General features: G+C 46.0%; 17 protein-coding genes. 10 read left to right on the forward strand and 7 right to left on the reverse strand.

Going from position 1 to position 17,751, the window contains the following annotated elements:
* Position 1: 1 nt before the first annotated feature.
* Positions 2–718, forward strand: a complete 717-nt coding sequence (gene treR, locus MHH79_RS04235; protein ID WP_100506787.1) for a trehalose operon repressor — start codon at positions 2–4, stop codon at positions 716–718.
* A gap of 139 nt (positions 719–857) precedes the next feature.
* Positions 858–1,523: an NAD(P)H-dependent oxidoreductase gene (locus MHH79_RS04240; RefSeq protein WP_014476144.1), complete on the forward strand. Its 666-nt coding sequence runs from the start codon at positions 858–860 to the stop codon at positions 1,521–1,523.
* Positions 1,524–1,559: 36 nt separating this feature from the next.
* Here the strand turns inward: MHH79_RS04240 and MHH79_RS04245 are convergent, their stop codons facing one another.
* Entirely contained in the window at positions 1,560–5,948 is a 4,389-nt protein-coding gene (locus MHH79_RS04245) for a multifunctional 2',3'-cyclic-nucleotide 2'-phosphodiesterase/3'-nucleotidase/5'-nucleotidase (RefSeq protein WP_340035009.1), read from the reverse strand.
* A 242-nt stretch (positions 5,949–6,190) separates the two neighbouring features.
* On the opposite strand from MHH79_RS04245, the gene yfkM reads away from it, so the two are divergent.
* Positions 6,191–6,709, forward strand: a complete 519-nt coding sequence (gene yfkM, locus MHH79_RS04250) for a general stress protein 18 (protein WP_063335688.1) — start codon at positions 6,191–6,193, stop codon at positions 6,707–6,709.
* 36 nt (positions 6,710–6,745) lie between these two features.
* Here the strand turns inward: yfkM and MHH79_RS04255 are convergent, their stop codons facing one another.
* Together MHH79_RS04255 and MHH79_RS04260 are read right to left on the reverse strand one after the other, a co-directional pair.
* A complete protein-coding gene (locus tag MHH79_RS04255; protein WP_063335689.1) occupies positions 6,746–7,948 on the reverse strand; it encodes an MFS transporter in 1,203 nt (400 codons plus the stop codon).
* Positions 7,949–8,057: 109 nt separating this feature from the next.
* On the reverse strand, positions 8,058–8,273 hold the full coding sequence (locus tag MHH79_RS04260; RefSeq protein WP_010330293.1) for a DUF1128 domain-containing protein: 216 nt from the start codon (positions 8,271–8,273) through the stop codon (positions 8,058–8,060).
* A gap of 202 nt (positions 8,274–8,475) precedes the next feature.
* On the opposite strand from MHH79_RS04260, the gene yfkJ reads away from it, so the two are divergent.
* The 3 genes from yfkJ to MHH79_RS04275 are packed head-to-tail and all read left to right on the forward strand — an operon-like array spanning position 8,476 to position 10,135.
* On the forward strand, positions 8,476–8,946 hold the full coding sequence (gene yfkJ, locus MHH79_RS04265; protein WP_024573443.1) for a protein-tyrosine-phosphatase: 471 nt from the start codon (positions 8,476–8,478) through the stop codon (positions 8,944–8,946).
* 17 nt (positions 8,947–8,963) lie between these two features.
* Positions 8,964–9,284 (forward strand): hypothetical protein, encoded by a 321-nt coding sequence (locus MHH79_RS04270; RefSeq protein WP_003233665.1) that lies wholly within the window; start codon positions 8,964–8,966, stop codon positions 9,282–9,284.
* 23 nt (positions 9,285–9,307) lie between these two features.
* Positions 9,308–10,135 carry a YihY family inner membrane protein gene (locus MHH79_RS04275; protein WP_003242564.1) on the forward strand — a complete coding sequence of 276 codons (828 nt, stop codon included), beginning with the start codon at positions 9,308–9,310 and terminating at the stop codon, positions 10,133–10,135.
* A 198-nt stretch (positions 10,136–10,333) separates the two neighbouring features.
* Here the strand turns inward: MHH79_RS04275 and MHH79_RS04280 are convergent, their stop codons facing one another.
* Positions 10,334–11,509, reverse strand: coding sequence for an MFS transporter (locus MHH79_RS04280; protein ID WP_003233661.1), 1,176 nt, complete (start codon positions 11,507–11,509; stop codon positions 10,334–10,336).
* A gap of 167 nt (positions 11,510–11,676) precedes the next feature.
* On the opposite strand from MHH79_RS04280, the gene cax reads away from it, so the two are divergent.
* Together cax and MHH79_RS04290 are read left to right on the forward strand one after the other, a co-directional pair.
* Positions 11,677–12,732: a calcium/proton exchanger gene (cax, locus tag MHH79_RS04285; protein ID WP_003242902.1), complete on the forward strand. Its 1,056-nt coding sequence runs from the start codon at positions 11,677–11,679 to the stop codon at positions 12,730–12,732.
* Between the two features lie 70 nt (positions 12,733–12,802).
* Positions 12,803–13,597, forward strand: a complete 795-nt coding sequence (locus MHH79_RS04290) for a YfkD famly protein (RefSeq protein WP_003233657.1) — start codon at positions 12,803–12,805, stop codon at positions 13,595–13,597.
* Between the two features lie 39 nt (positions 13,598–13,636).
* Here MHH79_RS04290 and mscC read toward each other — a convergent pair whose 3' ends face one another.
* Both mscC and yfkAB read right to left on the reverse strand, forming a co-directional pair.
* A complete protein-coding gene (mscC, locus tag MHH79_RS04295; RefSeq protein ID WP_010886444.1) occupies positions 13,637–14,479 on the reverse strand; it encodes a mechanosensitive ion channel protein MscC in 843 nt (280 codons plus the stop codon).
* Positions 14,480–15,601 (reverse strand): radical SAM/CxCxxxxC motif protein YfkAB, encoded by a 1,122-nt coding sequence (gene yfkAB / locus MHH79_RS04300; protein ID WP_003233655.1) that lies wholly within the window; start codon positions 15,599–15,601, stop codon positions 14,480–14,482. It abuts the gene before it with no gap.
* Between the two features lie 144 nt (positions 15,602–15,745).
* Here yfkAB and MHH79_RS04305 point away from each other — a divergent pair, with 144 nt between their 5' ends.
* Positions 15,746–15,931, forward strand: coding sequence for an SE1561 family protein (locus MHH79_RS04305; protein ID WP_003223132.1), 186 nt, complete (start codon positions 15,746–15,748; stop codon positions 15,929–15,931).
* Positions 15,932–16,031: 100 nt separating this feature from the next.
* Positions 16,032–16,823, forward strand: coding sequence for a delta-lactam-biosynthetic de-N-acetylase (gene pdaA, locus MHH79_RS04310; protein WP_003244439.1), 792 nt, complete (start codon positions 16,032–16,034; stop codon positions 16,821–16,823).
* 37 nt (positions 16,824–16,860) lie between these two features.
* On the opposite strand, the gene MHH79_RS04315 is transcribed toward pdaA, so the two are convergent.
* The gene (locus tag MHH79_RS04315; RefSeq protein WP_251218313.1) at positions 16,861–17,721 is read right to left on the reverse strand and encodes an NAD(P)-dependent oxidoreductase; all 861 of its coding nucleotides are present in this window, start codon (positions 17,719–17,721) and stop codon (positions 16,861–16,863) included.
* Positions 17,722–17,751 lie beyond the last annotated feature (30 nt).

A 17,751-nucleotide genomic window follows, 5' to 3' on the forward strand; every position in this document is an offset into this window, starting at 1 on the left:
AATGAAGGTGAATAAATTCATCACAATTTATAAAGACATCGCACAGCAAATTGAAGGCGGCCGATGGAAAGCGGAGGAGATTCTTCCGTCTGAACATGAGTTGACCGCACAGTACGGTACATCAAGAGAAACGGTCCGAAAGGCGCTTCATATGCTCGCGCAAAACGGTTATATCCAGAAAATCAGGGGAAAAGGCTCCGTCGTGCTCAATCGTGAAAAAATGCAGTTTCCCGTTTCGGGCCTTGTCAGCTTCAAGGAGCTCGCGCAAACGCTTGGCAAAGAAACGAAAACAACTGTACACAAATTCGGGCTGGAGCCTCCGGCAGAGCTGATCCAAAAACAGCTCCGGGCCAATCTGGATGACGACATCTGGGAAGTCATCAGGTCTAGAAAGATTGACGGGGAACATGTGATTTTGGACAAGGATTACTTTTTCAGAAAGCATGTCCCTCACCTGACGAAAGAAATTTGTGAAAACTCCATATATGAATATATAGAAGGAGAGCTCGGTCTTTCGATCAGTTACGCCCAAAAAGAAATTGTCGCCGAGCCGTGTACGGACGAGGACAGAGAGCTGCTCGATTTACGCGGCTATGACCATATGGTCGTGGTGAGAAACTACGTCTTTTTGGAGGATACCAGTTTGTTTCAATATACGGAAAGCAGACACCGTCTCGACAAATTCCGATTTGTTGATTTTGCGCGGCGGGGGAAATGAGAGAGGCGCCTGCCTGCGGCAGCGCGCTTTTTTGTTTGGTATCAAAATTGATACTATCCAACAAAAATGTGCGTACTTTTACTTTTTATCATAATGGCTACAATAGAGATGAGAGTAACCTAAAGGAGAGGTGTTTTACATGGCAGATCTAAAGAAACAAATTCTGGATGCATACAATTTCAGGCATGCGACTAAGGAATTTGACCCGAATAAAAAAGTGTCAGACAGCGATTTTGAATTTATTTTAGAAACAGGAAGACTGTCTCCGAGCTCACTCGGCCTTGAGCCTTGGAAATTTGTCGTCGTCCAAAATCCGGAGTTCCGCGAGAAGCTTCGTGAATACACATGGGGCGCGCAAAAGCAGCTGCCGACCGCAAGCCATTTCGTCCTGATTCTTGCGCGTACAGCGAAGGATATCAAATATAATGCGGACTACATCAAACGTCATTTAAAAGAAGTAAAACAAATGCCGCAAGACGTGTACGAAGGCTATTTAAGCAAAACAGAAGAATTCCAGAAAAACGATTTGCATTTGCTTGAAAGTGACAGAACATTGTTTGACTGGGCATCAAAACAAACCTATATCGCGCTTGGCAACATGATGACTGCCGCTGCGCAAATCGGTGTTGATTCCTGCCCGATAGAAGGCTTCCAGTACGATCACATTCACCGTATTCTTGAAGAAGAAGGCCTTCTGGAAAACGGAAGCTTCGATATTTCTGTGATGGTGGCATTTGGCTACCGAGTGAGAGACCCTCGTCCGAAAACAAGATCTGCTGTTGAAGATGTTGTGAAGTGGGTTTAAATAAAGAAAGCTGCTCGCTTAGCGAGCAGCTCTTTTTTATGCCTGATTCGCTCTATTCTGTTTTCTCCTCTGATGTAAGTACATTGCGGTGCCGAGTGCGCTGATCAGAAATCCGGCCAACAGGATCGAGTACATGGATGTGGCTGTGTCCGGAAGCAGGCCGCCAGCCGGACCGTCTGTTCCTGATCCGCCCGAACCGTTTCCTCCAGAGCCGTTAGTCGGTTGTGTGCCGGGAGGCGTATCATTTCCTCCGTTTCCGTCAGTTGGCTGTTTTCCGCCTGGTTTGTCGGGGCCGCCGCCATGATTGCCGTCATCACCGCCTGTCGGTTGATCTGACGGGAATGCAGGCGGTTTGTTGTTCTCTCCGGAATTTAAGATCGTGTATTCGCTGAAGTGGTTTGTATATCCTGTCACCATATCATCGTCAACTGATCCGTGATCTGTCTTTATGAAAGCTTTCTTTTTCCTGTCGACATGATAAATGGCAGGGTTATGGGCTTCTTCAATATCAAACATGCGAAGCGAAAGCTGAACGGGCTCCTTGAATGATTTTATTTCTTTTCCTTTTTGCTTCACTGTAAAGTCATATACATCTGCCAGTGACACATCCAATTCTCCCGTCGACTTGATTCCGATTGCAGTGTCTGCTGATTTAAGGTTCGCCATTGGCATCTTCATGCTGTACCAGTAGTTGAACACCGTCAATGAAGGATCTGATTCTCTTTCTTTCAAAAGTTTGACCTGATCTTTTTTCATTTTAAGATTGATAGGCTTCTCTTGAGATCCTTCATGTGTTCCATAATAGACAAACGGCGTGTTGGCATTTTTAGCGTAAATCGCAAATTTGTCTTCATCAAGTGTCCAGCTGCCGTCCTCCTGCTTTGTCGGCAGGAATACTTCTTTGATCCGTCCTTCAAGCTTAGGAGAGACCTTGTTTCCTAGTTTTTTCAGCTGTTCGGTGAAAATCTCATAATCAACGTAGCCAAGGTCTTCACCATGGGAGGCTTCTGTAAAGACAGAATATCCGTCTCCTCCGGCACCGACAAAATTATTTGTTGCCACGCGGTAGGTATCATCCGTATTTATAGCAACTTTGTCTCCGTTAGGCGATTCAATTTTCACTTCTAACACACGGTGTCCAGGTTTGTTGTTTAATGTAAAGGTATATTCGATTCCGGCCACCTGAGGGAAAGCGCCGCCGCCATTTTCCACATTGCTTAAGCCTTGTTCAAGGGCTTCTTTAATTTGTTTTCCGGTTAAATCGGCCACGTAAAGCGTATTGCCGAACGGCATCACGTTGAGCACCTCGCCGAGTGTGATATCCCCTTTGTCAATGCCGGCTCTGATGCCGCCGCCATTTGTTATCGCTATTCTGGCGCCGGCTGCTTCTTTCGCTTTTGCCAGCATACCGTCCGCAATGAAGTTTCCGAGATTTGTTTCCTTCGTGCGCACATGCTCACGCTGGCCGTCAAGCGCCACATCCGTATAGCCGACTTTTTCATTTTTCACGTCTTCTAATTCACTTTTGAACTGATCAAGCTCTTGTTTTGCTTCTGCGTTTTCTTCTGTATGCTCATCAATTGGCAGCACGCTCAGATTTGATTTGTCTGTTTGCACAACGCCATTTTCATCAAACGCGACATCAACGCGCCCCAAGAATTGGCCGTATTCTTTTGCCTGCGCCACGATCGTCGGTTCTTCGTTGTTTACGACCTCCATTTTGTCAACGAGGGTGTGAGTGTGTCCGCCGATGATCAAGTCAATGCCTTTTACTTTTTTGGCTAGCTCAAGATCACGGTTATGACCGATATGGGTTAAAGCAATAATTTTATTTACCTGTCCTTCTTCCTGAATCGCTTTGACGGTGTTTTGTGCTGTTTCAAAGGCATCATTGAATACGATGCTTTTGCCCGGGCTTGATGTGGTGGCCGTATCTTCCGTTGTCAGGCCGAATACGGCGACTTTCTCCCCGTCAACGTCTAACAGAATGTAAGGATGGATGCCGGCCTCTTTCTTTTCACCTGCGGTAAAGGTTTGCGGTTTTTTGACAAATGATTTCAGTTTGGGCTCATTTGACACATCTACGTTTGCGCTGACAATCGGAAATTCCGGCGCTTCAAAGTGATAGCGGTTCGCCGGATCAACGGTCGCGCTGTTTCCGCTTAGAAAATCAGAAAGCACTGTCGGGCCTTTGTCAAATTCATGATTTCCGAAGGTCATGGCGTCATAGCCCATCATGTTCATCATTTTCAGATCGGCCAAACCGTTCCATTTTGTAAAATACAGATCGCCGGAAAACACATCTCCCGCATCAAGGAGAATGTTGTGATTTGTTTCGCTGCGTACTTCGTTGATTTTCGTCATTCGTCTCGCTGCATCATCGAGATGTGCGTGCGTATCATTGGTGTGCATGACGGTCAGATCCCACAGTCCGTCTTTAGGAGGATCTGGATTTGAATCATCATCGAATTGCAGCTTATACACACCATAGCCTTCATTCGCAGACTTGCCTACATAAGCGACGTCGTCTGCTTTATCGGCAAATGGCTTGGCCAAAAGCGAGGATTCAAACGTCAGATTCGTGCCGGAAACAGGCGCGATTGACCAGTTGTTGTCTGCCTTTGGATTGACTGTTTTTTGTTCAATAATGTAATCCATCAGCACCTGCCTATTTTCAACTGCAGAGCCGTGGACAATTTTATCGCTTGTCAGATGAGGGAACCCGCCGCCTCCGGACGCACGATAGTTATTGGTGACTACGAGAAATTCCTGGCTTGGGCTGATCGGCTTGCCTTCATAGGAAAGGTTGATGATCCGGGATGAATCCGCATTGATCACTTTTCCGTTCTCATTGTATTTAGCCGGTTTTGTCACATCGACCTGATATGTGACACCGTCAATCACGTCAAAATTATAGGAGCGGAAATTCTCGTTCAGCAAGGCCTGATCGCCGCTTTTGGCTGGATCAATTTGATTGAATTGGCCTGCTGACATCTCCAGCCAGTCCTTGACCTCGCTGCCTGTCAGCTTGACGATTTGAACAGTATTATCGTAAAGATACAAGTCACCGACATTTTTAATCGCAAGATCTCCGGCTGGAATGTTTGTATAGTAATTGGCTCCGTTTCTGCCGCCTGCTTTAAACGGCGCTCCAGCGGATAAAATCGGCAGGTTCTGGTACTCGGTATCCTTCATTTCTTTTTCGGCATACCATTTTTGCGCGTCAGTCACGATCTGAATGGAAGGATCATCTTTGACCTGTGCAAAGAAGCTGTTAATATCTGCTTCGGTTTTGCCGACTGGCTTTCGGACATACTCCAGTGTGTTTTGGTGTGTTTGCTGAATGGTGTTTGTAACGGTTTCGTTTCTTGATGTGACGTTGCCGGCAATGGATTCAATACTTCCTTTGGAATCTGCTACCTTCCATGAGCCGTCCGCCTTTTCAAGCTTGAGGTCAATCACGCCTAAATATTTGCCCCAGCTGCTTGGCATGACGACAGGAATGCCGTTAATTGTTCCCTTTTCCACATCGAACTGAGCAACACCCGCATACTCGGCGGAAGGAAAGAGTCCGTGCTGATGGCCCGAGATAATCGCGTCAATGCCTTTCGTTTTGGTGGCAAGGTCAAACACGGCGTTTTCTGCACCTGTTGATTGTGACTGCTTTTCAATGCCGGTGTGGGCGAGGGCAATAATGACATCTGCGCCTTCCGCCTTCATTTTCGGGATCGTTTCATTGGCGGATTCTACGATATCCTGCACCTGCACCTGCCCCTCGAGATTCTTTTTGTCCCATGTCATGATTTGCGGCGGGACAAAGCCTATGTAGCCGACTTTTACTTTTTGCTCATTACCGTTTTCATCAATGAGGGTTTTTTCATTAATCACATACGGCGTATAACGGTTTTCACCGCTAGTTGTTTTGACGTTGGCATTTACAATCGGGAAATCGGCTCCTTTGATTGTGCCGTCGAGAAAGTCGAGCCCGTAGTTGAATTCATGATTGCCAAGCGTTCCGGCGTCGTATTTCAGCGCATTCATGACGCTGATAATCGGATGGGTTTTCGTGCCGGAGATAATGTCGTCTTTTTGATATTTCACCGCGTATTCACCCAGCGGATTCCCTTGAATCAAGTCGCCGTTATCCACAAGCAGGGTGTTAGGGTTTTGCTCGCGGTGCTTTTGGATCAATTGCGCTGTTCTCGCCAGACCGAAATCCGCCGTTTCTTTGTCGCTGTAGTAATCGTAATCCATCATGTTGGCATGAATATCAGTCGTAGCCAAAATACTCAGATGCACCTGAGGAGCCGCGCTTTCTTCTGCATGAATGGGTGGTGTTGGGAGGATTAGGCTAAGTATCATAATTGGGGGCAAAAGAATACGGAGAATGTTTTCGACGTGTGTTCGTCTTTTCTGTATTCTCACCAGTTCTCCACCTTTCAACGAAATTTGTGTTACAGCTCCTATTGTAAGAATATTTTGTAACTATTTGTAGGTGTTTCTTTATGATTATTGTAAAAGGGAGAAAAATGAGTACTATGTAGCAGCTTCAAGCGACAAATACTGGGTATTTATGCTTATCGTTTATCACAATCGCGGAATGTTTATTTTAGTGTGGCTGGGGTAGAGTGTTTTATGTAGACATATAAAGCGGGAGGTTATGAATCATGGGGAAAAAAATTGCAGTTGTTTTAACAGATTATTTTGAGGACAGCGAGTACACTGAGCCTGCGAAAGCCATTAAAGAAGCGGGACATGAACTGACTGTCATCGAAAATGAAAAAGGAAAAATAGTAAAAGGCAAGCAAGGAAAAGCGGAAGTGACAGTTGACGCATCCATTGACGACGTAAACCCTTCAGACTTTGATGCGCTTTTGATTCCCGGAGGGTTTTCACCAGACCAGCTTCGTGCTGACGATCGTTTCGTCCAATTTGCAAAAGCGTTTATGACTGACAAAAAGCCGGTATTCGCTATTTGCCATGGCCCGCAGCTTTTAATCAATGCGAAAGCGCTCGACGGCCGAAAAGCGACAGGCTATACGTCCATTCGTGTTGACATGGAAAACGCCGGTGCCGACGTTGTGGACAAGGAAGTGGTTGTTTGCCAAGATCAATTGGTCACTAGCCGCACACCGGACGATATACCGGCATTTAACCGCGAGTCATTGGCATTGCTTGAGAAATAAAGAAAAAACGGACGCCCGCGGGCGTCCGTTTTTTGATCATAACGTGGCATCAGCTTGAACAGCCGTCAGTTTCTTGTACCTGTAATACAAGAAAGCAGCTGCAGCCGTTCCGATGACCGCAATGCCGAAATCGAATATGAAAATATGGGCGATGCCCCCCGCTTTTGCGATAAGCCCTGTTGCAATCGGCAGCAGAATCGATGCAAGGCTTGAAGCGGTCGCTACAATTCCGGTAACGGTTCCTTTTCGCTTCCAGAAAAGCTCTGTCATTAACGTAATGGTAATTTGAAACACACCCGCAGTTGAAAAGCCTAAGAAAAAGGCAGTGATGTCCAGCACAACTGGGATATGAACGGTCAGCATAACTGCGAGTGTACATAAAGTAATAATAGGATATAAGAGCGTTATTAAGACAGGTTTGACCCATCTGTTCAGCAAAACGGCTAATAATAAAACAGATGCCAGAGATCCTATACTATAATAGCTCAGCAATTGAACGGATGCTGATTCAGCTAAACCGGCTGCCTTTTGCGCGTAGCTCGGGAGCCAGATTTGAGAAACCGTAAATAAAGCCGTGGATGTAAAACCGATGATAATCAGTGCGGTGCCTTCTTTCTGAAAAACGGGTTCAGACAAGAAAACGGGAGATTCCTGTTGGCCGCTATTCGTTGGTTTCTTATGTTTTTTAGGAAACGAAAGCGTTGATAAATAAATAATATTCAGGAGATAGACCGCTGCCGGCAGATAAAAAGCAAATCCGTAAAACATGCTGTGGTCTGCTAAAAATGTGATCAAAAGCGGCAAAAGTGCGGCCCCGACAGACATAAAGGCTTTGACCAAGACATTCGCCGAACCGGAAGCAGACGGAAAGAGCTCGGTTAGGGCCGGATATGTTCCGGCATCCATCGCTGAATTTGCGACTCCGGCTAATAAGGCGAACACAAACGCCAGCTCATAGCTCGGTGATAAAGGAATACCGACTAAAAAGACGGCCATAATTCCCGCAGAAGCGACAACAAGCGGCTTTCTGCCGATTTTATCTGATAGAACTCCGGAAATGCCGTATGTCAGCAGTTTGCCAAACCCGATAGCGGCAATGACATAACTGATGCCGGTCGGATCGGTATTCCACTGTTTTGTTAATGAGGACATATTGGATGCGAGAATGATGTTGACCATCCCCAGAAAGAAGTAGTTGATATACATTCCGGATGCTGTTTTGATAGATGTCGTTTGCATGCTTGTACTCCTTCAAATCTTATTCGAACACTTTACTGTTTACTGTTCTAAGGAAAATTGGTTTGGGGAAATGATAAAAAAGACTCGCCGAGTTTCCGGCCAGTCTCCATTATTTACGAAGCGAGGCTAATTCTTGAGCAATCGCCTGCATTTCACTTGGGCTGAATGATTCTTTTTTCATCACCATGCTGTGAAGGTACGTGAGGTCTTCAATCTTCTCATCACTGAAATCCTCCGCTTTGATTACGCCGACGTTCAGCATGTTCAGCTTTTGGGAAATTTCTTCAATCATTTGAGTTAATGTTTCTGTATTTGGGCTGGACAAATGGTTCCATCCTTTCTATGCGCAATATAGGTATGTTTTATTCTAACAGAATTCCTTCAGAAAAAAACCCTATTCTAAAAGCAGGCTGTTTATTCCAAAAAAGTGAAGACATCAGTTGAAAAGAAAATGAACATCCTACTAAGATATTCATGAAGGTTTCTTTTTAGAGAAATAGGGGCAAAGAATAGGGAGGTTGCACAACATGATAAGCGTGTTATTTGTTTGTTTAGGAAACATTTGCCGGTCTCCGATGGCGGAAGCGATTTTTCGGGACCTGGCAGCCAAAAAAGGATTAGAGGGGAAAATCAAGGCGGACTCAGCGGGAATCGGCGGCTGGCACATTGGCAATCCGCCGCATGAGGGAACGCAGGAGATATTGCGCAGAGAAGGAATCAGCTTTGATGGCATGCTGGCGCGTCAAGTCAGCGAACAGGATCTGGCCGATTTTGATTACATCATTGCAATGGATGCAGAAAATATCGGAAGTCTCAGAAGCATGGCGGGATTTAAAAACACCTCACATATCAAAAGGCTTTTGGACTATGTTGAAGATTCAGATCTTGCCGACGTTCCCGATCCTTACTACACAGGGAATTTTGAAGAAGTCTGCCAATTAATCAAATCGGGCTGTGAGCATCTGCTTGCGTCTATTCAAAAAGAAAAACAATTGTGAGTGAAAGGAGAATTTGCATGAACAACGAACGTTTAATGCTGAAAGGGATATTTCTCGGAGCTGCGGCAGGCGCGGCGTTATCACTGCTCCATAAGCCGACAAGACAGGCGTGCGGCATGAGATGGCTGACATGCAAGCATAAACTTTCACTGTATAAAAGCAATCCGGAGCTGTTAAAAAACACTGTTATCACAAAAGTGGATGAGGCCAAAAAGCTCGCCCAAACGCTTTCAAAGGAAGTCGACTTTGTGAACCAGCAGGTGAAAGAGCTGAAGAAAACAACGCCGCAAGTGATGGAACTTGTGCAAGAAACGAAAGAGCATTTTTCAAAAAAATGATCAAACATACGAGGTGAGACGACATGAGTTTTTTGAAAGAGCTTTTCAGCAGATACACCCTTCATGAAGGACAAAGTAAATCAGCGGAGCTGGCGTATTTTTTTCTATTGTCACTGTTTCCGTTTTTGATTTTTATGCTGACGCTCACCGCGTATCTTCCGCTTTCTACCGATGATGTTTTAGGAGTCATAGAACAATATGCTCCCGCCAGTGCGATGTCACTCGTTGAATCCATTACCCATCAAACCTTAAATAATCGAAATGGCGGTTTGCTGTCATTCGGGATTATCGCCGCATTATGGTCTGCGTCTAATGGTATGAACGCGATCGTCCGGTCGCTAAACCACGCGTATGATGTGGAAGAAAACCGCTCTTTTATCATTGTTCGTCTTACCTCGATTTTTTTGACGATTGCCATGGTATTTACGATTTTAGTGGCTTTGCTTCTGCCGGTATTTGGCCGGGAGATTGGAAGGCTCGCTTCTGACTTTGTCGGCGCGTCGGATCTGTTTTTATCCGTCTGGGCCGCCATTCGCTGGGGTGTCAGCCCGCTTGTGCTGTTGATTGTTTTTTCCGCGCTGTATGTGATTGCGCCGAACAAAAAGCTGTCTCTCCGGTTTGTCATGCCGGGTGCGGTCTTTGCGACCATCGGCTGGATCATTGTCAGCACATTGTTTTCATTTTACGTCAGCACGTTTGCGAACTATAGCGCCACTTACGGGAGCATCGGGGGAATCATCGTTCTGATGATTTGGTTTTACTTGAGCGGCATTTTAATTATCCTAGGCGGAGAAATCAACGCTCTTTTACATAAACGTAAAAAGCTTCCTGATGAAAATCCCTACCATTAGCGCACCCTATAAACGAACTTCGGTTCAAAAAGAAGTCGGGGGGATATCGTGATGACCAAGCATACGAAAAAAGGCGGAAGCCATAACAAACAAAATTCGAAAAGCAAATCGAGCCATAAAACAAGCGGAAGCGCCAACGGACAAAACGGCTACCATTAGCATAAAAGCCTCCTGACATGATGTCAGGAGGCTTTTTGATTAAGAAGATGAAGAATAGGTTTCAGCCGGTGACCAGCTTTTCGGTTTTCCCAGCACAAGGGCCAGCCACACAGCGCTAAGCGTGAGAGTAATGAAGTAGAACAAGTTTGCGCTTTCAAATGTCTGCATATACCAGCCGCCGGCAACCGGGCCGAGGATGCTGCCGAGACTGAATGTAATGCCGCAAAGCAGGTTTCCTGCCGGCAGGAGATGAGGCGGAAGAAGATCTGTCATATAGCTGATGCCAAGTGTAAAGGTTGATCCGACTGCCATTCCTGCAATAAAAAAGCAGCCGCCGATCACGTAGGGCGAAGGAAATACACCGGCGATGAAAAAGCAAAGAGCCCCAGTCAGTAAAATCACCAGCAGCACATTCCGCCTGCCGTATCTATCGCTGAGGATGCCGAGCGGAAACTGAAAGATAATGCTTCCAATCGCAAATGCGGGAAGGATGATCGCTACTGCGTCTACTGATATCCCCAAACGGAGCGCGTACACCGGAAAGCTTCCGTTCAGCGCCGTTTCCAGAAAGCCATAGCCAAATGTAGGCATAAAGGCAACCCATCCAAACAGCATGGCCTGATAAAATCGCCTGAAACTATTGTCTGATTTGGTTTCATGAGGACTGGTTTCCGGGTATGCATTTTGTAGAAAGAAAACAAAAAGCCACGCAAACAGACTGATGCAGCCGGATACGATAAAAGGAAGCGACGGACTCAGTTTGACAAGCGGCACCATGAACGGGCCTGCGGCAAAGCCAAGGCCAAAGGAAAGCCCATAAATAGACAGGTTTCTTCCGCGATTTTGTTTTGATGACATGGAGGTCACCCACGTTTGCGTAGAAAAGTGAAGCATGTGGTCGCCGATTCCAATGAACAGGCGAAGCAGGAACCAGACCCAAACTGACTGAAGCCAAATAAATCCGAATAAGCTTAAAATGACAATGCTTCCGCCCATGACGATCAGCGGCTTGAATCCGAGCTTTCTGAGCGGCGCTTCCATAAACGGCGAAGCCAAAAGCACACCGATATACAGCCCGGTTGCGTGCAGGCCGTTGATAGCAGCGGATTCTCCATTTGTTTCAAAAATGATTGAAATGACAGGCAGCAGCATGCCTTGTGAAAACCCGGAAATGGAAACGAGCAAGACAAGGATAAAGAAATGAAATCGTGACATCGTGTCAGTTCTCCTTATGTGGAATCTATGTTGATCGTACAATGTTTTCCAAAAGCAGGCAACCTGAAAAAAGCCTATATCACGCTATACATTTGCCCTCGTGTAATCATGAAGGTTTTTGTGAAGAATAAAAATAAAACAAGTCATAAAAAAGGAGCTATTTCACCATGAATCGTATCTTTTTTATTTTAGTGGCGGCCGGTGTTCCGCTTTCTGTGATTGGCAGTTTGATGCATTGGCCTTCCGCGGTTCTATTTGCCGTTTATTGCGTGACGATTATCGCTCTTGCAAGCTATATGGGGAGGGCGACAGAATCACTGTCCATCATTGCAGGACCGCGTATCGGCGGTTTGTTGAATGCAACCTTCGGGAATGCGGTGGAGCTGATTATTTCCCTTTTTGCATTAAAAGAAGGCCTGACAGGAATCGTGCTTGCCTCTTTAACCGGTTCAGTGCTGGGGAACCTGTTGCTGGTAGCGGGCCTATCGTTTTTTGTCGGCGGTTTAAAATATAAGCGGCAGGAATTTAATATCCATGATGCCCGCCATAATTCCGGGCTTCTGATTTTTGCCATCATTGTCGCCTTTGTGATTCCGGAGGTATTCTCTGTTGGTATGGGAAACGCCAGCAAGCTCAATTTAAGCATCGGCATCAGCATCATTATGATTCTGTTATATGTGGCGGCGCTGTACTTTAAACTTGTCACTCATCGGGGCGTTTATCAGCCGAATAATGCCGCTCAGACTGAAGAAGAGGAAGAGCCGGAATGGTCAGGGAAGGTTGCGACGATTGTCTTGTTTGCGGCAACAATTGTGGTTGCATACATATCCGAAAACCTGGTCCATACCTTTCACTCGGTGGCTGAACAGTTCGGGTGGAGCGAGCTGTTTATCGGGGTCATCATCGTGGCGATTGTAGGAAATGCGGCGGAGCACGCCTCAGCGATTATTATGGCCTTCAAAAATAAAATGGACATTGCGGTTGAAATTGCAGTCGGCTCTACGCTGCAGATCGCTATGTTTGTCGCACCGGTTCTCGTCATCTGTTCTATCTTTTTTCCGACAAGCATGCCGCTTGTATTTACATTGCCGGAGCTCGTCGCGATGGTATCAGCGGTTCTCTTGATGATCGCGATTTCGAATGACGGGGATTCCAACTGGTTTGAAGGGGCGACACTGCTTGCTGCATATGTCATTATGGCGATCGGCTTTTTCCTTCTTTAACCTGAAAAAATGATGGATAACAACAAAGCGGGATGAAAAGACTAAGGGAAAATGCCATAGAAAGAGTGATATGATGAAAAAGCTATTTCATTCCACACTTATCGTGTTGTTATTCTTTAGTTTTTTCGGCGTTCAGCCCATCCACGCGAAAAAGCAGTTTAAGGTTCCTAATTCTGTCGCAAGCATTTCAAAGGAAAACACGTATCCGAATGCTTCACAGGATCAGCCAATGCTTCAGCCGAGCAAGCTGGCAAAGGAATTGCTCGATCATTCTGAGGTGAAGATTGAAAATCCGCATCTCATCAAAATGCTGAATGAATCCAACATATCCGGCACACCGCTTGCAGTAGGATACCGGGCGACAATATTTCTCGGGAAATGGGCGCTCGGCTATGAATCAAATGAAACAGTCGCAAACTGGGAATATAAAAAAATCAATACAAACCGTGCGGATAACCGCGGCGGGAAAGAAACGGCTGAAATGCATTATGCCCAGGAACAGCAGTACAGAGTGAAGGGCGGCCTGACAGCTAAAGTTCCAAATGCTGAAGATGTCAAAAGCATGATGATGCAAAAAGCAATGAAGAAAACGAACCTTCCGCTTGCATTTGAGACGGTCATTGGGGCTGGCACAAAACGGGATCAGATTTATAAAGTCGCTCCTAAAAAAATCGGTTATCTACATGCATATGCACCGGCTGTGAATGAAAAAGGAAAAGTGACTTACGGAGAAGTGTACTTAGTGCTGAAAGGGAATAAACGAAAACTCGTCGTGAAAAATGTCACGTCACAGGGAATCGGCGCCTGGATTCCGGTTCAAGACCATGTCACGTTTGGCTTTCAGCTTTCTTCACTGCCAAGATAAATAAAAAAACTGATTCCAACTCGGAATCAGTTTTTTTGTTTATTGGGTTCTCTCGATTCGGACCGCTTCCTCAAGCATTTGCACATTGTTTTGGTAGAGCTGGCGAACGAGAACCCGTCTGACTGCAAGGCTGGCACTGAAATAATCATCATCTTTCACCATGCCTTTAACCGTAAATTCGACGCCTCGATTGATTTTATTCAATGCGGTAATGCCGTGGATTTGAAACGGTTCTGTCGGATTGCCGAATTCATCCCGCTTCAATGAATCACGAAGTTCTTCGTTCAGCATGTCACATGCCTCTTCCAACACGCTGTACACGCGGTCCGGATCTTCTTTAAAGCTGATAAGAAAGGATTCGGTAATCCGCATAAAATCAATATTATAGTTCTCTATTTGTCTGACCTCGCCGTTGCTGATGGTGAGCAGCTTCCCGCTCCATTCCCTGATTTGCAGCGAGCGGAGGCCGATTTCCTCCACTGTCCCGTTGAACAAGTTGTTGACGGTGACATAATCGCCTTTGTGCAGCTGGCGTTCATATATTAAGAACACACCAGCCAGCACATCTTTGATCAGCGATTGGGCGCCAAAACCGATCACGATACCTGCTACGCCCGCCCCGGCCAATATCTTGCCGAAATCATGCACAAATAAAGAAATAACGTAAAAGATAAAACCAATTGTCGCCGTATATTGGGTGACAGAACGGACAAGGCTTTCAATCGTTTTTTCCTTTTTTTCTTCAATAAAATCCGTCCGTTTAAAAAATAGCTGTACCAGCCGGTTGATGATAAAGACACCGATCCAAAGGATAACGGCAACGAGGAGAATATCGACGATTTTATTTTGAAAAATCTCCGTAAGTGTTTCTTTCATCCGCATCTAACTCCTGGCTTGACGTTTTGTGAAGTCTGTATCCTGATAATAACTGTTTTTAACAAGAACATTCGGTCCGAGGCACCGGACATTCGGGCAGTGGCAACTTAGTTCTTTCGCAAGCTTGGTCTCTCTCCACTTTTCATAGGCGGAAGGGAGGCTGTCCGTCTGAATGTTGCCAAGCGGCGGGGTATCACCGAAATCGGTCACGATAATGTTTCCGTCGAAAATGTTCACATTCAGGCGGGACCGGCCGTCAGGGTCATTTCGCACTGTGACGTTTTTCGCCGCGCGAAGCCGGCGAAGCAGCTTTTGGTCATCTTCGTCCGGACTGCAGGCATAAAACGGCAGCGTTCCGAACAGCATCCACGTATTTTCATCACGAATATCCAGCAAGCGGTGAATGGCCTGTCTCATCTCTTTGAGGCTGAGGGATTCAAGAGCGCTTGCGAAATCGCTTGGATACATTGGGTGGACCTCGTGACGCTGACATTTCATATCTTCTGTGATTTGGCGGTGAATATGCTCAATATGCGGAAGTGTTCGTTTGTTCAGCATCGTTTCCGCAGATACCATTACTCCGGCATCCACGAGCGTGCGGCTGTTTTCGATCATTTTTTCAAAATAGCGCGCACGCTGTTCGAAGGTCGGTTTTCTGTCCATCATGGCAAAGCCGATTTCAGCAAAATCTTCAACTGTACCCCAGTTATGAGAAATATGTAGCACATCGAGATACGGAATGATCCATTCGTACCGCTCGATGTCGAGGGTCAGATTTGAATTAATTTGTGTCCGCACACCCCGTTCATGGGCATATTTCAATAAAGGAACAACATATTCTTTTACTGATTTCAACGAAAGCATCGGCTCTCCGCCTGTGATGCTGATGGATCTGAGGCGCGGGATTTCCTCCAGCCGTTTTAACAGAAGATCTATTGGCAGAGCATTCGGGTCTTTAGGCTGCAATGTATAGCCTACAGCACAATGCTCGCATCTCATATTGCACAGTGTCGTCGTTGTGAATTCAACGTTTGTCAGCTGCATGTCTCCGTATTGGTCAACATCCATATAGGCTTCCCAAGGGTCAAACTCGGGCGTAATCGGACGCAGCTTCGTGTTTTGTGTCATGACTATCTAACTCCTTTATAAATGGGCATACTAACGCTGCCAACAGTTAATTTTAGACCTGATTTGCCAAGATCGCAAGTAGCGCGGCGATTGAAAAACGGCAAAAAATGAGCTACCATAATAAAAAATGAATGGAGGAACAGAATGGGGAACGCCGTAAACAATAAAGATCAGCAGATTGATTATTTAAAGAACAGACTTGACATGTTTATGAACGTCATCGATTCATTAGACCCTGAAGCAACCGACGTTGAAGATATAGACAGGCTTATCAGCATGCTTGATGACCTGGAAGCCAAATACGAACGTTTTAAAAAAGATTGGGAATAAAACCGCGCGCCCGCCGCGGTTTTTTTATTGGCATAAAGCAACAGTATAAAACAAAGTCTCTATCTGTAAAATAAGAAAAAATGCAGAAGGAGCGCTGGCCATGAAGTGGATGTGTTCAATATGCTGCGCCGCTGTATTGCTTGCCGGAGGTGCAGCACAGGCGGAAGCGGTGCCGAATGAGCCGATTAATTGGGGCTTTAAACGAAGTGTCAATCATCAGCCGCCAGATGCCGGGAAGCAGCTGAACAGTTTAATTGAAAAATATGACGCGTTTTATTTAGGGAATACAAAGGAAAAAACGATTTACTTAACGTTTGATAACGGATATGAAAATGGCTATACGCCAAAAGTGCTTGATGTCTTAAAAAAACATCGCGTAACAGGAACGTTTTTTGTCACCGGGCATTTCGTAAAGGACCAGCCTCAGCTGATCAAACGAATGTCAGATGAGGGCCATATTATCGGCAACCATTCCTTTCACCATCCGGATTTAACGACAAAAACAGCTGATCAGATTCAGGATGAACTTGATTCAGTCAACGAAGAGGTTTATAAAATTACGGGAAAGCAGGACAATCTGTACTTGCGTCCGCCGCGCGGCGTGTTCAGTGAGTATGTACTGAAAGAAACGAAACGCCTCGGCTATCAAACCGTTTTCTGGTCGGTCGCTTTTGTTGATTGGAAAATCAACAACCAAAAGGGAAAGAAATATGCCTACGATCATATGATCAAACAGGCGCACCCGGGAGCCATTTACCTGCTTCACACCGTATCGAGGGACAATGCTGAAGCGCTGGATGACGCGATTACAGATCTGAAAAAACAGGGCTACACATTTAAAAGCATTGATGATCTGATGTTTGAGAAAGAAATGAGGCTGCCGTCTTTGTAAAAGAGAAAAACCTCTCCTTAAACGGAGAGGCTTTTTTTTATTTTATACATTTAATCAGTGCGGCCCAGTCCAGATCCCCGAAGCCTTTCTCAATCCCGCTTTCAAAATGGCTCTTGGCCAGCTCGGCAAGAGGAAGATTTGCAGAAACCCGTTTTGCGGCGGCGAGTGCCAGGTTGGTATCCTTCAGCCCTAAAGACATTTTGAAGCCGGCCGGCTCAAATTTCTGCTCGGCCATAATGGTTCCGTAATTTTGATAGACTGGAGAACCAAAGAGCGCGCTGGCGATTTCTAAAAATTGTTTTTGTTCTAAGCCGTATTTCTCCATCATTAAAAAGGATTCAGATAACGCCTCCAGCATGGACACAAGCAAGAAATTGATGCTGATTTTGGCTGCATTTGCCGTCTTGCTTTCTTCGCCGACGTCAAATACCTGCTGGCTCAGGCTGTCGAGCAGAGGCTTGGCAGCTTGCTTTGCTTCTGCCGGTCCGGCTGTTATGATACGGAGCGCGGCTTTGGCTGCGGCATCCGGTCTGCCAAGAACAGGAGCGGCGAGAAAGAATTGTCCTTTCTCTGCATGAGCTGCTGCGAGCTTTTCTGAAAACTCAACACTGATTGTGCTCATCGAGATGTGAATGCCGTTCTCTGCTAATCCTTCAAGCAGCCCGTCTTCTCCGAATGTCACGGCGCTGACAGAATCATCATCTGCAAGCATTGTGATGACAATATCAGCGGACTTTGCCGCCAGCCGCGGCGTGTCAGCTGCCTGTGCGCCTTCTGTGACAAGGTCTTCCGTCTTTTGCTTCGTCCGGTTATAGACAGTCAATTCGTAGCCTGCTTGAAGAACATTTCGGGCAATGGGCTGTCCCATATTGCCGAGTCCGATGACAGCAATTTTCAATCTGATCACTCCCTGAATATTTTTTCCATT

The sequence above is a fragment of the Bacillus sp. FSL K6-0993 genome (assembly GCF_037977205.1).
GTDB lineage: Bacteria > Bacillota > Bacilli > Bacillales > Bacillaceae > Bacillus > Bacillus subtilis.

Bases quoted from the DNA above. Each gene is read 5' to 3' on its own strand.
- treR (WP_100506787.1), top strand. From the start codon at position 2: ATGAAGGTGAATAAATTCATCACAATTTATAAAGACATCGCACAGCAA.
- MHH79_RS04240 (WP_014476144.1), top strand. From the start codon at position 858: ATGGCAGATCTAAAGAAACAAATTCTGGATGCATACAATTTCAGGCAT.
- yfkM (WP_063335688.1), top strand. From the start codon at position 6,191: ATGGGGAAAAAAATTGCAGTTGTTTTAACAGATTATTTTGAGGACAGC.
- MHH79_RS04255 (WP_063335689.1), bottom strand. From the start codon at position 7,948: ATGCAAACGACATCTATCAAAACAGCATCCGGAATGTATATCAACTAC.
- yfkJ (WP_024573443.1), top strand. From the start codon at position 8,476: ATGATAAGCGTGTTATTTGTTTGTTTAGGAAACATTTGCCGGTCTCCG.
- MHH79_RS04270 (WP_003233665.1), top strand. From the start codon at position 8,964: ATGAACAACGAACGTTTAATGCTGAAAGGGATATTTCTCGGAGCTGCG.
- MHH79_RS04275 (WP_003242564.1), top strand. From the start codon at position 9,308: ATGAGTTTTTTGAAAGAGCTTTTCAGCAGATACACCCTTCATGAAGGA.
- MHH79_RS04280 (WP_003233661.1), bottom strand. From the start codon at position 11,509: ATGTCACGATTTCATTTCTTTATCCTTGTCTTGCTCGTTTCCATTTCC.
- cax (WP_003242902.1), top strand. From the start codon at position 11,677: ATGAATCGTATCTTTTTTATTTTAGTGGCGGCCGGTGTTCCGCTTTCT.
- MHH79_RS04290 (WP_003233657.1), top strand. From the start codon at position 12,803: ATGATGAAAAAGCTATTTCATTCCACACTTATCGTGTTGTTATTCTTT.
- mscC (WP_010886444.1), bottom strand. From the start codon at position 14,479: ATGCGGATGAAAGAAACACTTACGGAGATTTTTCAAAATAAAATCGTC.
- yfkAB (WP_003233655.1), bottom strand. From the start codon at position 15,601: ATGACACAAAACACGAAGCTGCGTCCGATTACGCCCGAGTTTGACCCT.
- MHH79_RS04305 (WP_003223132.1), top strand. From the start codon at position 15,746: ATGGGGAACGCCGTAAACAATAAAGATCAGCAGATTGATTATTTAAAG.
- pdaA (WP_003244439.1), top strand. From the start codon at position 16,032: ATGAAGTGGATGTGTTCAATATGCTGCGCCGCTGTATTGCTTGCCGGA.